Genomic DNA, 14,457 nt, shown 5'->3' with positions numbered 1-14,457 from the left:
ATCAATGAATAATTGATAATGAATAATTAATAATGAGTAAGAGAAGGATAAAATTGAGCGTAATAATTATTTTAGCATTAACATGTTTTTCATTTTGCATACAAAACACTTTTGCACAGGCGCCTTCAGTAAAAACTGATATTGATAAAACTGATATTTTAATTGGCGAACAAATACAGTATAAAGTAAGAGCAACCATCCCTACAGGAAGTTACAGGGTGCATTGGTTTAAAGTACCCGATTCTGTCGCACATTTTGAAGTGGTGGAAAGAGGCAGTATTGATTCGCTATCCGAAAATAATAATACCGTTATTGAGCAAATTATTACATTTACCAGCTTCGACTCGGGCAGATGGAACACACCTTCGTTTGTTATTAATGTAGATCCTTTAAACAGTAATGTAAAAACAAATCTTTACACCGATTCCATTGCTGTAAATGTTGGTTACTCACCTGCCGATTCTACCAATCAATTAAGAGATATTAAACCTATAATGGAGGTAACCATAAAAAATTATTTTTGGTATTATGTTGCGGGGGGAGTTCTATTGTTATTAATAATTGCAATCTTAATATGGCGGTATTTTAAAAACCGGAAGAAAGATCCTGTTACAGCATTTACGGGTAAACTAACACCTTATGAAGAAGCCTTGCAATCGATAGAAAAATTGAAACAACTGAATTTGCAAAATCCGGCAGATATAAAACAGTATCATGCAAGGCTTGCAGAAATTTTTAAATGGTTTATAAGCCGTAAGCAGCGGGCGAGCATTATGAATAAAACAACCGGCGATACACTCGTTCACTTATCAACCAATAATTTGCCAACAGATAAAATTACTAACACCGCAACTGCATTGCGTTGTGGCGATGCTGTAAAATTTGCAAAATATTTGCCCACAGCAATTGAAAGTGAAGAGTGCCTTGGTAAAATAAAAGACACCATACAATTTATACAACAACCCACAACAAACAATAAATCATAAACAACAGTGCTATTCGACTATTTTGATAATTTAACTTTTGCACAGCCATGGTTTTTTGCGCTGTTTGCACTGCTGTTATTTTTAGTTTTCTGGTACAGTATTAAAAATAATAAACAGCAGGGTTCTGTTATTATTTCGGATGCTGCTGCAAAAGGGTTATCATCAGCAAAAACTTCTTTACGCCACTTGCCATTTATAATAAGATTGCTGGCATTAAGCTGTATTATAATTGCATTGGCAAAACCACAAACTAAAAACGATTTACAACAAACCGAAGGCGAAGGTGTGGATATAATTTTATGTATTGATGTTAGCGGCAGCATGACGGCGCAAGATTTAAAACCTAACCGGCTGGAAGCCGCCAAAGCCGTAGCCGCCGATTTTGTAAATAAAAGAACTACCGACAGAATTGGAGTAGTAATTTTTGCCGGAGAAAGTTTTACGCAATGCCCCATTACCACCGATCATGGCGTTTTGTTAACTGCTATTGAAAATATTCATAACGGGCTTTTGGAAGATGGAACTGCAATTGGAAGCGGCCTTAGCACAAGTGTGGACAGAATTAGAAACAGCAAAGGGAAAAGTAAAGTAATTATTTTATTAACCGATGGAGAAAATAATGGCGGATTGATTGACCCTAAAACAGCCAAAGAAATTGCAAAAGCATTTGCTGTAAAAGTTTATACCATTGGTGTAGGCACTGATGGGTATGCACCGCAACCTTTTAATACACCGCTGGGTGTACAAATGCAAAACGTAAAAGTTACTATTGATGAAAAGTTGATGAAAGAAATAGCTTCAGAAACTGGTGGTAAATATTTCAGGGCAAAAGATAATGATGGCCTTACCAATATTTATACTGAAATTGACCGCCTGGAAAAAACAAAAGTGGAGATATCTACCTTAACAAGATATACTGAAAAATTTTTTCCTTTTGTAATGGCCGCATTGGCTTTGCTGCTGCTTGAAGTAATATTGCGGTTTACAGTGTTTAGAAAATTTCCATAAATTTTTAAGGCTATTCTTAAAATTTGCCAATGCGACCTAGCAGGACTTCTTAATTAGTGTAATTCATTTTAATTCGTGAAATTTGCCGGTAATGAATGCAACCGTTTATAAATCTACCGGCAGTTGGTATGTTGTTAAAGATCATAGTGGTAAACAGTTTAATGCCCGTATGCTCGGCAAATTTAAAATTGACGGTCTTACCAGCACTAATCCTATTGCTGTAGGCGATGCTGTAGAAATAGAAATTGAAAATGAATTAGAAAGTGGTGCTACCATCACCAAAATTTACGACAGAAAAAATTATATCACCCGTACATCTCCGGCTAATAAACACCAGCACCATATTATATCTTCTAATTTAGATCAGTCGCTTTTATTTGCCACATTAAAAGACCCTAAAACATCGCAGGGTTTTATAGACAGGTTTTTAATTTCTTCCGAAAGTTTTCATATACCCACCATTATTGTTTTTAATAAAGCCGATCTGTATAAAACGAAAGAAGAAGAAAAGTTTGAACTGTTAAAAAACATGTATGAAACTATTGGCTACACTGTAAAAAAAATAAGTGTTGAAACTAATGAAGGCGTGGAAGATGTAAAAACATTATTAAAAGATAAGGTTACACTGTTAAGCGGCCACAGCGGCGTGGGTAAATCATCTTTTTTAAATAAGATTTTTCCTGAGATGAAATTAAAAACGCAGGACGTTAGCGGCTGGAGTGGTAAAGGTTTACACACCACAACCTTTGCCGAAATGTTTGATGTGCCTTTTGGAGGAAAAATTATTGATACACCCGGAATAAGAGAATTAGGTTTGGTAGATATTCCTAAACAGGAACTGTCGCATTATTTTCCGGAGATGAGGGCTTTAATTAACGATTGCCAGTTTAATAACTGTATGCACACTAACGAACCTAACTGCGCCGTAAAAGCAGCCGTTGAAAATAATGCTATTTCAATGGATCGTTATATCAGCTACTGCAATATTTTAGAAAGCATTGAAGAAAGATTTTAGATTTATGATGTCTGATTTATGACTTCTTTTGAGGGTAACAGTTTGTATTTATTATATACTCTTAAAATCATAAATCATACATCCTATATCATACATCAATACGCCATACGCTCCAAATAATTAGCCACTTCCATTACAGCGTTACTGTCTTTTTTTACACTCTTTAAATGCTGGGGTAAAATACTTACGCCATTAAAAATGCTGTAGTGCAGGGTTAAAAAATTGTCTTTGTACTGAAAATCCCAGTCTAAAGATTCTGCATCATCAATTTGGTTTAAAAATTTTACCTGTAATTCTTCTGCCAGGGTGGTGGCAATGGCGTAAAATTTAGAGATGCCGCAGTTGTCATCAATAACTGCTTCGGTAGCGCCATTAGACGTTTTCAGTTGGTAACACATAGAGTTTGATTTAAATTTTCAATATAGGGTAATCGTTATTATAATATAATAAACCGGTAGTAAAAAAAACCGCCGCATAAAACCATTATTCTCCAACAGCTTTTTTGCCGCCTTTGTATTTTGCTTTCTTCGCTTTTTCGCCGGCTAATATTTTTTCGGCACCCACATTTCGGCCATCACTGGGACAACCATATTTATCTTTCTTTCTAAAAATATTTGTTATAAAGCATCCGCTTAATAAAAACGAAATACAAAATATGGCTACAACTATTTTTTTCATTGTTTAAAGATAATTTTTTTCTCCTTTATCTACGCTTTAATAAAAGTTAAATAGATATTCTATGTTGAACGGAGTCCTTCGTTCCTCAGGATAAACTCTGCCACTGTTGTCCAATCAAGGTAGTATTGCCCGTCTCCAAAAAAACCTCATCCCTCCCGATAAATCGGGACTCCTTTAGGAGAAGGAACTCGAATGGGCAGTTTTAAATTACCACATTATTCTACTTCATCTCCAGCTTAATCTTCTACTTGGTTCCCCCTTTAGGGGGCGGAGGGGGCTTCAAACCACCCACTATACATCACATAATTATTCGCAATTCTTTCTATCTCCCCATGTATCAGTTCCTGGCTAATGTCTTTTACTTTTTTTGCAGGAATGCCGGCATAAATAGTACCCGGTTCCACATTAGTATTTTCAAGCACTACCGCACCTGCGGCTATAATACTGTTGCTTCCAATATGGGCATTGTCCATTACAATCGCACCCATGCCTACCAGCACATTATCATCTATAACGCATCCATGTACAATTGCATTGTGTCCGATGCTAACATTATTTCCAATAGAAGTGCCCGTTTTTTGGTAAGTACAGTGTATTACAGCGCCATCCTGCACATTTACCCTGTTACCCATGCGGATGAAATTTACGTCGCCACGCAATACGGTATTAAACCAAACGCTGCACTCATCACCCATTACCACATCGCCAACAATAGTGGCATTAGGCGCTACAAAACAATTGTTACCCATGGTGGGCATTACTCCTTTTACAGGAAGAATTAGTGGCTTGCCTGCATTCCCTTGCACGGCATCCTGCGGAGAAGGGGAGTTATTCAAACTGTCTGCTTTTTCTTGTTCGCTCATTTTTTGTAAAGTTTTTTATTTGCCTTCGGCAATTTTTATTTTTTTTAACCCAACTTTTATATTTCTATTTAGCTTCATTGGCGTCGCACTCTTGTACGACATATCTTTACTAAGCTTTATTATGTGGCAGGTATAGCAAACACGATTTTTTTATTTTTAAATTTCTAATTGTGCCTGCCAAATCTTTTTATTGCATTTATACATTTTCGCTGTAACCCTTTACTGCAAAGAATTACAGCTACTGATATTTTTAGTGCTTTTATTTGGATACAATTATGCCTGCCATATTTGTAAAAGAGATAACACTGCAATTTACTAATCAAAAAGATATTTCATTTTAAAACATCCCTTTGCTTTACGAACTTTGAGTTAATATGAACAATGAAGATAGTAACAATCTAAGTTCCCCCTTCAGGGGGACAGGGGGCTCTAACCGCCAGCTTTTTTTAAATCATGTAGGTCAAACTTCCGAAGCACCTTTAGCTTTAGAAATTGTAAAAGCCGAAGGCAGTAAATTATTTGATGCAGCCGGAAAAGAATATATTGATTTAATTGGCGGCATAAGTGTTTGCAATGTGGGCCATCGCCACCCAAAAGTTATTGAAGCCATAAAAAAACAATTAGACGATTACCTGCACATTATGGTATATGGCGAGTTGGTGCAAAGTCCGCAGGTGCAATACGCCACAATGCTTACCCAACATTTACCTGCTTCATTAAATTCCGTTTTTTTTACCGCCAGTGGCAGCGAGGCAACAGAAGGCGCTATGAAATTAGCCAAGCGTTGCAGCGGCCGTACACAAATTATTTCTTTTAAAAACAGTTACCACGGCAGCACACAGGGTGCATTAAGTATAATGGGAGATGAGTACTGGCGCAATGCATTTCGGCCATTGCTGCCCGATACCATGCAGCTGAATTATAATTCTTTTGAAGATTTAGAAAACATTACCAAACACACAGCCTGTGTAATTGCAGAAACAGTGCAGGCCGAAGCCGGAGTTGTAGTACCGAAAAATAATTGGCTGAAAGCGCTGAGAGAAAGATGTACAGTAACCGGAACTTTGTTAGTTTTAGATGAAATACAATGTGGCTTTGGCCGCAACGGAACGCTGTGGGCTTTTGAACAATTTAATGTGGTGCCCGATATTTTATTATTGGGTAAAGCTTTAGGTGGCGGTATGCCGTTAGGTGCTTTTATTGCCGATAAAAAAATTATGGACAGCCTGTCTCATAATCCCGTGCTGGGGCATATTAATACATTTGGTGGCCACCCGGTTTGCTGTGCTGCAGGCTTAGCCGCTTTTAAAGTATTGCTGGATGAAAAATTAATTGAAGGCGTAAAAGAAAAATCAGATTTATTTGTAAAGTTGTTTACACAGGGGTCAGACGGTTTGAGCAAAGCGTCTGACGGCTTCAAGCCGTCAAGACGCTTTAAAATACGCAGTTGCGGCTTAATGATTGCTATAGAGTTTGAAAATTTTGAAACCAATAAAAAAATTATTGACGAATTAATTTTACAGGGTGTTTTTACTGATTGGTTTTTGTTTGCCAGTAATTGTTTAAGGATTGTGCCGCCATTGGTGATTAGTGAGGAGGAAATAAGGAGGGCTTGCAGTGCTATTTCGAATATTTTCAGTAATATTAAACTTTAAAACCTACACATGCCTTTAAACCGCTCCCTTCGAATTATCGTCGTACTCTTATTTTTTAGTAATTTAGTTTGTGCCCAAAAAAAATATCCCTCCACTTTGCTTTGGAAAATAACCGGTAAAAACCTTTTACAGCCGTCTTATTTATTTGGCACTATGCATGTACAGGACAGGAGACTTTTTTTCTTTACAGATTCTTTGTACAATGCTATCGAAAAAACAGATGCCTTTGCAATGGAAATTAATCCCGATGAAATGATGGATAGCATGATACTTGCTCTGCAAAAAAAAGATACGTCAGATTTTTTAAAAAATATTTTAAATGAGAGTGAGTATAAAAAAATATCTAAGCAGCTGGAAAAAAAATTAAAAATCCCTGCCGATAAAATTACCGCTAGAAAATTGGCGGAAGAAAGGAGGCGTTTAAAGTATACGCCAAAACGTGCCGATGATATGCCCGCTATAATGGATTTGTATCTTTTTTCTATTGCCCGTAAGCAGGGCAAGATTACTGTTGGTATTGAAGACGTGGCAGACCAGTTTGAAGTTGTAAATGAGATCGGCAAATTTAATATTGATGATTTTATAAAAAACGATACCGCTGTACAAATTAATTATTTAGAGCGGATGAAAAAAATATATCTCGATAAGGACTTGAGTTCTTTAGATAACATGGTAAATGGAGATTTTAATAAATCATTTGAAGATTTACTTTTAATAAAAAGAAATAAAAAGATGGCTGTGCGTATGGACAGTCTGCTACAGATCAGAAGCAGTTTTTTTGCAGTCGGAGCGGCACACTTACCCGGCGATAGCGGTGTAATAACTTTATTGCAGCAACGGGGTCTCTTAGTTGAGCCTGTTTTATCAGGAAATATTATTGCACCAGAAGCTTATAAATACACAGTTAAGGAAATTCCCTGGATAACGGTAGAAGACGAAAATAAAATGTGCCAGGTGCAAATGCCGGGCAATCCTACCCCTTTAATGGCAGAAAAAGTTTTGCCGATGAAAATGTATATTGATGTTACAGACTTAAGTGTATATGGTTTGGCTGTTACTACTTTGCCCGGCGATGAAACAAATGCTGACACAATTTTCCACAGGCTTATAGAGACGTACAAAAAAAATAATTATGAAGTAAAGAGTTTGAAAAATATTCAGTATAAAAATTGCAGCGGGATAGAAATGCATGCTTTGCAAAAAGGACAGGGGGAATACAGGTATCGGATTATTATTAAAGAAAATAAACTCTTCATGGTAATTTTCGGTGTAAAAGAAGGGGGTGAATTATATACTGATAATGCAGAAAAATTTTTTACCTCTTTGTTTTTTAACGAAGAAAATATTGCAGGTAAAAACAACTGGCAAAAATTTGTGAATGCAAGAAATGCCTTTAGCATGATGGCTCCGGGCAAAATTGTTGAGAGTAAACAAAAAGATGAAGAAGGGGTTGAATTTGACAATTACTCTATGATTGATTACTCAGATGGCAGTTATTATATGGTTGCGGAAAAAGAAACAAAGCCTGGATTTTTTATAGAAAGTGACAGTCTTTATTTTGAGGAGTACAAAAAAAACTTAAATGTTTATACAGGTAATAAAGTAAAGGAATTTTCTACTTTATCTTTTAAAGATTATACTGCCTGTCATTTTGTGGCTTTGCAAACACAAAATAATGCCGAATTTGTTTTGCAGGGATATCTTATACGCAGGGGTAACCGCACTTACATGCCAATGGTAGTATCATCAAAGGAAAGAGCAGACTTTCCAAATGTTACAAATTTTTTTCGCTCATTTTCGCCTGAGCCAATCATTAAAACGCCTTTTAAAAAAGAAGTTTTAAACAACGGATTTAGTACTTATGCTCCTGCCAGCTTTGAAAAAATAAAATCCGATACAGCTGAATATGGTTATAACGACAGGTTGCAAATGTATCAGGTGAGAGACATAAATTCCGCCGCTAATTATTCAGTAGAAATTGAAAGTTTTTCACTCTATTACTGGAGCAATGCCGACACTTCCTTTTTTAAAGAAAGATCAAATAGTTTTAAAAAGTATAATGATTCATTAATTTCCTATACTTACCATAATGATACAGTAAAAAATGCAGAGGTATTGATAAAAATTCATGGGGCAGATCTGTATAAAAAACTTAAAATTTATCTTAATGGCGATAGTCTTTACACACTGTATGCTTATTTAACTGCGAAAGACTTAAAAGAAGAAAACTCAAATATTTTTTTTAATAACACAGCATTTTCAGTTTATTACCCATCTTCAATTTTTAAAAATAAAGCTGCTGAATTATTTACTGCCTTACACAGCAATGATAGCATAACTGTAAGTAAGGCTAAGGAAGTATTGAAAGATATAAGTCTTACAAAAGAAGATTTGCCTTTATTATATAAAGCAGTCATAAAAAAGTATAAAAATTTTGAAGAAGATTATAAAACGATAAATGAAATCCTTGGTGATGAAATTATTAAAATTCAGGATAGCAGCATAATCAATTTTGTAAAACAAACCTATGCAGTTAAAAATGATTCGACAGCAGATATACAAATGATGCAATTAGAAATGCTGGCTGAAAATAAAACCTCTGACAGTTATGCGCTATTAAAAAATTTATTACTAAATCAGCCACCGGTTAAAGGGAATGTTTATAATTTAATGTATGCTATGCAAGATACGCTTGAGTTGCTTAAAGGTTTTTTTCCGGAAGCAACTAAATTATATTCTGATACAGTTGTGGGTAGTACAATAATTAAATTAGGTAATCAATTGGTTGATAGTAATATGCTGGAGCCTGCTATTGTTTTGCAAAACAATGAGGGTGTATTTTCTATAGCAAAACATCAGTACAATAAAGTTAAGAAAGATAAAGAGAATGTATTTCCGCCATTTAATGCAGAATTGATTAGTTTTTTAGGAAAATTTAAATCAGAAGAAGCAAATGCATGGCTTAATAAATTTGTTTTAATACCAGATTTGTGGGTTAAAAATAATGCTGTACTTGCTTTATTAAAAAATAATCAGCCTGTTTCAATTGTAGAAATTAAAAAATTCGCCTCAAATAAATCATGGCGTACGGCTTTTTATAACTCACTAAAAGATATTAATAAAGTAAATCTTTTTCCGAAAGAATTTTATACACAGCAAAAATTTGCAGAAAGTTATTTGGCAGTTTCATTGGAGGAAGACTATGAAGTTGAAACAAAAAGTATTCAGTTTTTAAAAGAAATGACAGGATTTGTAAATGGGAAACAATTTCGTTTCTTATTATATAAAGTTATTCTAAACAATGAGGACGATATCAAACCTCATCTTGCAATTTGCGGTGGGTTTGCAATAGACAAAAAGATTGCTGAAATCGCAGATGCAGATCTTGAAATTTATTTCAATTATGACGAAGCCCTTGAATTAAATCAAATCGACAAACAGTTTAAAAAATACTTAGATGACAAAATAAAATCTTCTAATGAAAGTAAATAATTATTCCGGATGATAAACCCTCTCCGCATTCTTATAAACCTCCACCTTATCAAGCGTCATCGTTTTTGTTTTTTGCTGTAAATATAGTTGTACCTGGTCGTCAAAATGTTTATTACCGGGTTTAGCGCTGGCGCCGTACATATTAATGGTTTCAATTTTTGGTAAGCCTTCTTTTGCAAAACGTACAAAAATAATTAGCCCATCGCCACCAATAGATTTTAGGGTGCCATTTTTATAAGGTGCTGTCCATTGCGGACTTAAAACATCCGGAAAACCACCTAATGAAAATGCTTTATCACCTCTAACTAATTTTTGCAGATCGCCTAAAGTAATATCTGTGCTATTAAAATTGGTTTGCAAATAATTGTTTACATACTTGAAAGTTTCCACTGCTTCAGCTTTGGTAATTTTTCTGGCATCCTGCCCGGATAATGTTTTTTTAAGATGTTCATACGTTAACAAAAATATCGCAGCGCCTTTACTTTCTGCGGCGGCACTTTTATCCCAGTTTTTAAATGTTGTTATTACTGCCGCATATTCAGGGTATTCCGTTTCACTTAATAAAAACATACTGTCAATTTTATAAGGGTATTGCAGTACTGATGGCAACTGCTTATCAAATTTTATCGCTTTAAATTTTTCGTAACTCAGCTTTTCATTCTGCGGAAACAATTCTAAAAAACGTACACTCCTGTTTAAATGATATTGTTCCCATCCATCTTGTTTTGCAAAGGCTGATGACTTTAAATTATCCGCTGCTGCGGTTGCTAAAAAAGAAGAATGGTTGGTGTTAAATAAAAATCCGCTGGAGGGATTAATGTATTGCGGCAATTCTTTTATGTTTCTAAAATTTGTCCATAAAGTTTTAGAAGTGTTACCGGGCAAAGTTCTTTTCCAGTTGTATTCTGGCGAAGCATCTCTTACAGGCATCAGTGCATTGTTGATATAAAAAACGGTGTCATGTTTATCGGCATACATAATATTAAACATACTTAATTCCTGCTTGCTTAATGCTGCATAAAACTCTGTATAGTTTTTTGCTTTGTTCATTTCGTACCATTGCTGTAGTGCACCAATCTTCATGTTGGCACCTAAGCGAATTGAAAAAAAGCCCTGCTTATTTTTCATGGTGGCGCCGTATTTACTCCAGTAAACTTTTCTCTTTATTGCAATGGGAATTCCTTTGATGTGAAGTTTAATTGTTTTTACTTCAAGGTTAACCCACTGTCCGTCAAATTTATATTGCAAATTATTTTCGGGGTTCATCTCTAATTGATATTCATCTAACCTGTCGCAAAAATTTACTGTGTGTGCCCAACCGAGATTTTCGTTAACACCATGTAAAATACATGGCCCGCCTGCAAGCAATCCTCCCATTACATTCAAACCTTCTTCGCTGCAAATATGTGCTTCGTAAAATGCCTGCGGCCCGGTGTTGGGTTGATGTGCATTTATTAAAAGAAAAGCTTCGCCTGTTGTTGTTTTGGTATTTTGTATGGCTGCAGAGTTGCTGCCTTTTTTATTTAACTCTGGTGCTTCCCATTCTGTGTTATTAAAAATTCTTTGCAAGGCGCCATCTGCACCATTAAAAACAGTTAATGCTAAAACTGATGAAGCGATATAATCTTTAGCAGTGATGGGAAATAAATTTTTATGCAATACTACACTGGGATGAGTAACTGCATAATGATTTAGTGCCTGTACATAACCATCGATGAGTTTTAAAAATTCAGGCGAAAGTGTATTCCATTTCTCTTCCGTAATTTCTCTGCAGCGGAATAGCGCAAAAGCATAATCACCCGCTGCACCAGCTTTGCCCAGCACTTTACCCATTAAACCTTTTACAGGCAAAACCACCTGTTGCATACTTTCAAAATCGTCTTCAGCTTCCGCCCATGCCAGGCCATACGCAACTTCTGCATCTGTTTTAGCAAAAATGTGCGGCACACCAAAACTATCCCTTACAATATCAATCGCTGCAGGGTTAATTTTTGTTTGTGCTAAAATGGAGGTGGTAATAAAGAAGAAAGCAAGGCTTAAAAAATGATATCTCATTGTAATAATAAAAATTTAAATTTTTTTTGGGTTACGGTTTAGTATAGTTAAAGATAAGAAGAAAAAATGAGCGATCTTGTTAAGCTGATAAAATACAAGAACAGATTTTATGCATTCGTCCAATACAGCAAGATTTGGGTTTTACATCTTTTTAAAACAAAATACTTTTGCTTTAAATAAAATTATTAAAAATGAGCGAACAGGAAAATATTAATTATAACAGAATTGCTGCTGCAATAGATTACATACAAACTCATTTTAAACAGCAACCCGATTTAGATGAAGTGGCCGAAAAAATTCATTTAAGCCCTTTTCATTTTCAAAGATTGTTTACAGAATGGGCAGGCGTTAGTCCTAAAAAATTTTTACAATACACCAGCATCCAGTATGCAAAAAATATTTTAAAAGATCAGCAGGCAACATTATTTGATGCAGCTTACGAAACAGGGCTTTCCGGCACAGGAAGATTACATGACCTGTTTATAAAAATTGAAGGTATGACACCCGGCGAATTTAAAAATGGTGGCGAAAACCTTTTTATAAACCACAGTTATGCCGAAACGCCTTTTGGAAATATTTTAGTGGCTTCTACAAACAAAGGCATTTGTTATATGGCATTTGCCGATGAAGAAAAGCAGGCATTAATTGATTTGCAAAATCATTTTCCTAAAGCCAGGTTTAAACAAATGCTGGACATCATACAGCAAAATGCGTTATATATTTTTACACACGACTGGAGTAAACTTCCCCAAATAAAATTGCATTTAAAGGGTACCGATTTTCAATTAAAAGTTTGGGAAACACTGTTGAAAATTCCGATGGGTCAATTATCTACCTATGGAAATATTGCAGCACAAATTAAAAACCCCAATGCTTCAAGAGCAGTAGGCACAGCTATTGGCAGTAATCCTGTTGCTTTTTTAATTCCCTGTCATCGTGTTATACAATCTACTGGTACATTTGGCGGTTACATGTGGGGCCCAACAAGAAAAACAGCAATCATTGGTTGGGAAGCTGCACAAACACAGATGCAGTAAGCAAGAAACGGGTTTTAAATTCTTATGAGTTAATTCACTTTTGCAGTAACAATAATAATAATGAAAACATTTATTTTAATTCATGGTTCGTGGCACAGCGCCTGGAACTGGCATAAAGTAATTCCTCTTTTAGAAAAGCAAGGACATAGGGCCATTGCAATAGACTTACCAGGTATGGGCAGGGATAAAACTCCAATAAGCGAAGTGAAAATGCAATCAACAGTTCAAAAAATTTGTGAGCTAATAGACAGCATTGATGGTAAAGTGATTTTGGTTGGGCATAGTAAAAATGGTATCATGATTTCGCAGGCTGCTGAATACCGGCCTGATAAAATTGAAAAATTAATTTACCTCGCTGCTTATTTAATACCCAACGGTAAAACGCAAAGAGAATATTCTGTACAGGATACAGAGGGCGTTTTAAAACCTTTTGTAACCTTACACGATAAACTGAATGCTACAACATTGCAACATCAAATTTATAAAGAAGGATTATATCATGATTGTGATGATAACATTGTTGAACTGGCAAAATTATTATTAAGCCATGAGCCGGTTGAATCGGGCATTACACCATTGCAACTCACCAATCAAAACTATCACACAGTACCCAGATTTTATATTGAATGTACAGCAGACAAAGCTGTAACTCCTTTTATTCAAAAAAAGATGTACACAGAAATGCCCTGCAAAAAAGTTTATAGTATGGATACCAGTCATTCTCCTTTTTTTAGCAAGCCAAATGAATTAGTAGCGATTATTTGCGAAATTGCATCAGCATAATTAATTTTTTTCAATTGATAAAACATAATAAGATATCTGCTGTTATCTTAAGAACCGCCATACGGAAAAAGGAAATTATTTTAGCAGGAAACCAGAATTTAAAAATTTATGGATTGTTATCCTGCAAATCGGGCAAAAGAATGAAAAAAGAAAACCGTGTTTTTTTTGAATCAGAAAAAACTGCAATTAAAAACGGCTACCGGCCCTGTGGACATTGTATGAAAGAAAAATATAAAAACTGGAAAGATGGATCTGTTTTCTAATTTAATTGACCCTGCTGTTAATTTGTTGCCTAATGATGGTATCGTAAATTATTATGGACCGGTAATGGATAATAATACAGCGTTATCTTATTATAATACTTTATTAAACACCATTGAATGGAAAAATGACGAAGCCATAATTTTTAATAAGCACATTATTACCAAACGCAAAGCTGCATGGTATGGCGATAGTAATTATGCTTACACTTATTCCAACGCTACCAAATACGCACTGCCTTGGACAGCGGCATTACTGGAATTAAAAAATAGGGCAGAAGAACTTTCGCAGGCAACTTATAATTCCTGCCTGTTGAATTTATATCACAATGGTGATGAGGGCATGGCATGGCACAGTGATGATGAAAAAACTTTAGCAAAAAATGGCGCCATTGCTTCATTAAGTTTTGGGGCTGAAAGAAAATTTTCTTTCAAGCATAAGCAAACTAAGGAAACAGTATCCGTTTTATTAGAAAACGGTAGTTTGCTTGTTATGAAAGGTGCTACACAAACCAACTGGTTACATCGATTACCTCCTACAAAAAAAATACATCAGCCAAGGGTAAACCTTACATTTAGAACAATTTTTACGGGGTGACTCACCCGTTGGGGGTGAGTCACCCCG

At 35.4% G+C, this 14,457-nt stretch carries 13 protein-coding genes; 9 read left to right on the top strand and 4 right to left on the bottom strand.

Annotated features, from left to right (window positions below; translation table 11 throughout):
- Window positions 1-32 precede the first annotated feature (32 nt).
- The 3 genes from ACY651_RS14850 to rsgA all read left to right on the top strand — a co-directional run bounded on the left by ACY651_RS14850 (window position 33) and on the right by rsgA (window position 3,009).
- A complete protein-coding gene (locus tag ACY651_RS14850) occupies window positions 33-986 on the top strand; it encodes a hypothetical protein (RefSeq protein WP_462254118.1) in 954 nt (317 codons plus the stop codon).
- A gap of 6 nt (window positions 987-992) precedes the next feature.
- Window positions 993-1,994 (top strand): vWA domain-containing protein, encoded by a 1,002-nt coding sequence (locus ACY651_RS14845; RefSeq protein WP_462254116.1) that lies wholly within the window; start codon window positions 993-995, stop codon window positions 1,992-1,994.
- 91 nt (window positions 1,995-2,085) lie between these two features.
- Complete coding sequence (gene rsgA, locus ACY651_RS14840; protein ID WP_462254114.1) at window positions 2,086-3,009, top strand: ribosome small subunit-dependent GTPase A; 924 nt, start codon at window positions 2,086-2,088, stop codon at window positions 3,007-3,009.
- 95 nt (window positions 3,010-3,104) lie between these two features.
- Here the strand turns inward: rsgA and ACY651_RS14835 are convergent, their stop codons facing one another.
- From ACY651_RS14835 to ACY651_RS14825, 3 genes are all read right to left on the bottom strand, one after another.
- The gene (locus tag ACY651_RS14835) at window positions 3,105-3,407 is read right to left on the bottom strand and encodes a hypothetical protein (protein ID WP_462220883.1); all 303 of its coding nucleotides are present in this window, start codon (window positions 3,405-3,407) and stop codon (window positions 3,105-3,107) included.
- Between the two features lie 85 nt (window positions 3,408-3,492).
- Window positions 3,493-3,687, bottom strand: a complete 195-nt coding sequence (locus tag ACY651_RS14830) for a hypothetical protein (protein WP_462254112.1) — start codon at window positions 3,685-3,687, stop codon at window positions 3,493-3,495.
- A gap of 260 nt (window positions 3,688-3,947) precedes the next feature.
- Window positions 3,948-4,550 (bottom strand): gamma carbonic anhydrase family protein, encoded by a 603-nt coding sequence (locus ACY651_RS14825; protein ID WP_462254110.1) that lies wholly within the window; start codon window positions 4,548-4,550, stop codon window positions 3,948-3,950.
- Between the two features lie 374 nt (window positions 4,551-4,924).
- On the opposite strand from ACY651_RS14825, the gene ACY651_RS14820 reads away from it, so the two are divergent.
- Together ACY651_RS14820 and ACY651_RS14815 are read left to right on the top strand one after the other, a co-directional pair.
- Window positions 4,925-6,205, top strand: coding sequence for an aspartate aminotransferase family protein (locus tag ACY651_RS14820; RefSeq protein ID WP_462254108.1), 1,281 nt, complete (start codon window positions 4,925-4,927; stop codon window positions 6,203-6,205).
- Between the two features lie 9 nt (window positions 6,206-6,214).
- Window positions 6,215-9,697 carry a TraB/GumN family protein gene (locus ACY651_RS14815; protein ID WP_462254106.1) on the top strand — a complete coding sequence of 1,161 codons (3,483 nt, stop codon included), beginning with the start codon at window positions 6,215-6,217 and terminating at the stop codon, window positions 9,695-9,697.
- On the opposite strand, the gene ACY651_RS14810 is transcribed toward ACY651_RS14815, so the two are convergent.
- Window positions 9,698-11,752 (bottom strand): penicillin acylase family protein, encoded by a 2,055-nt coding sequence (locus ACY651_RS14810; protein ID WP_462254104.1) that lies wholly within the window; start codon window positions 11,750-11,752, stop codon window positions 9,698-9,700.
- A 191-nt stretch (window positions 11,753-11,943) separates the two neighbouring features.
- Here ACY651_RS14810 and ACY651_RS14805 point away from each other — a divergent pair, with 191 nt between their 5' ends.
- From ACY651_RS14805 to ACY651_RS14790, 4 genes are read left to right on the top strand one after another with little or no spacing between them, the layout of a single operon-like run.
- Window positions 11,944-12,789 carry a methylated-DNA--[protein]-cysteine S-methyltransferase gene (locus ACY651_RS14805; RefSeq protein ID WP_462254102.1) on the top strand — a complete coding sequence of 282 codons (846 nt, stop codon included), beginning with the start codon at window positions 11,944-11,946 and terminating at the stop codon, window positions 12,787-12,789.
- Window positions 12,790-12,849: 60 nt separating this feature from the next.
- A complete protein-coding gene (locus ACY651_RS14800) occupies window positions 12,850-13,572 on the top strand; it encodes an alpha/beta fold hydrolase (RefSeq protein WP_462254100.1) in 723 nt (240 codons plus the stop codon).
- Window positions 13,573-13,586: 14 nt separating this feature from the next.
- Entirely contained in the window at window positions 13,587-13,835 is a 249-nt protein-coding gene (locus ACY651_RS14795) for an Ada metal-binding domain-containing protein (RefSeq protein WP_462254098.1), read from the top strand.
- Window positions 13,819-14,430: an alpha-ketoglutarate-dependent dioxygenase AlkB family protein gene (locus ACY651_RS14790; RefSeq protein WP_462254096.1), complete on the top strand. Its 612-nt coding sequence runs from the start codon at window positions 13,819-13,821 to the stop codon at window positions 14,428-14,430. The genes ACY651_RS14795 and ACY651_RS14790 overlap by 17 nt, the downstream gene beginning before the upstream one ends.
- Window positions 14,431-14,457 lie beyond the last annotated feature (27 nt).

This window comes from Ferruginibacter sp. (assembly GCF_031391665.1).
GTDB lineage: Bacteria > Bacteroidota > Bacteroidia > Chitinophagales > Chitinophagaceae > Ferruginibacter.
The sequence above is the reverse complement of the archived record's forward strand: the minus strand, read 5'-3'. Positions and strand labels throughout refer to the sequence as shown.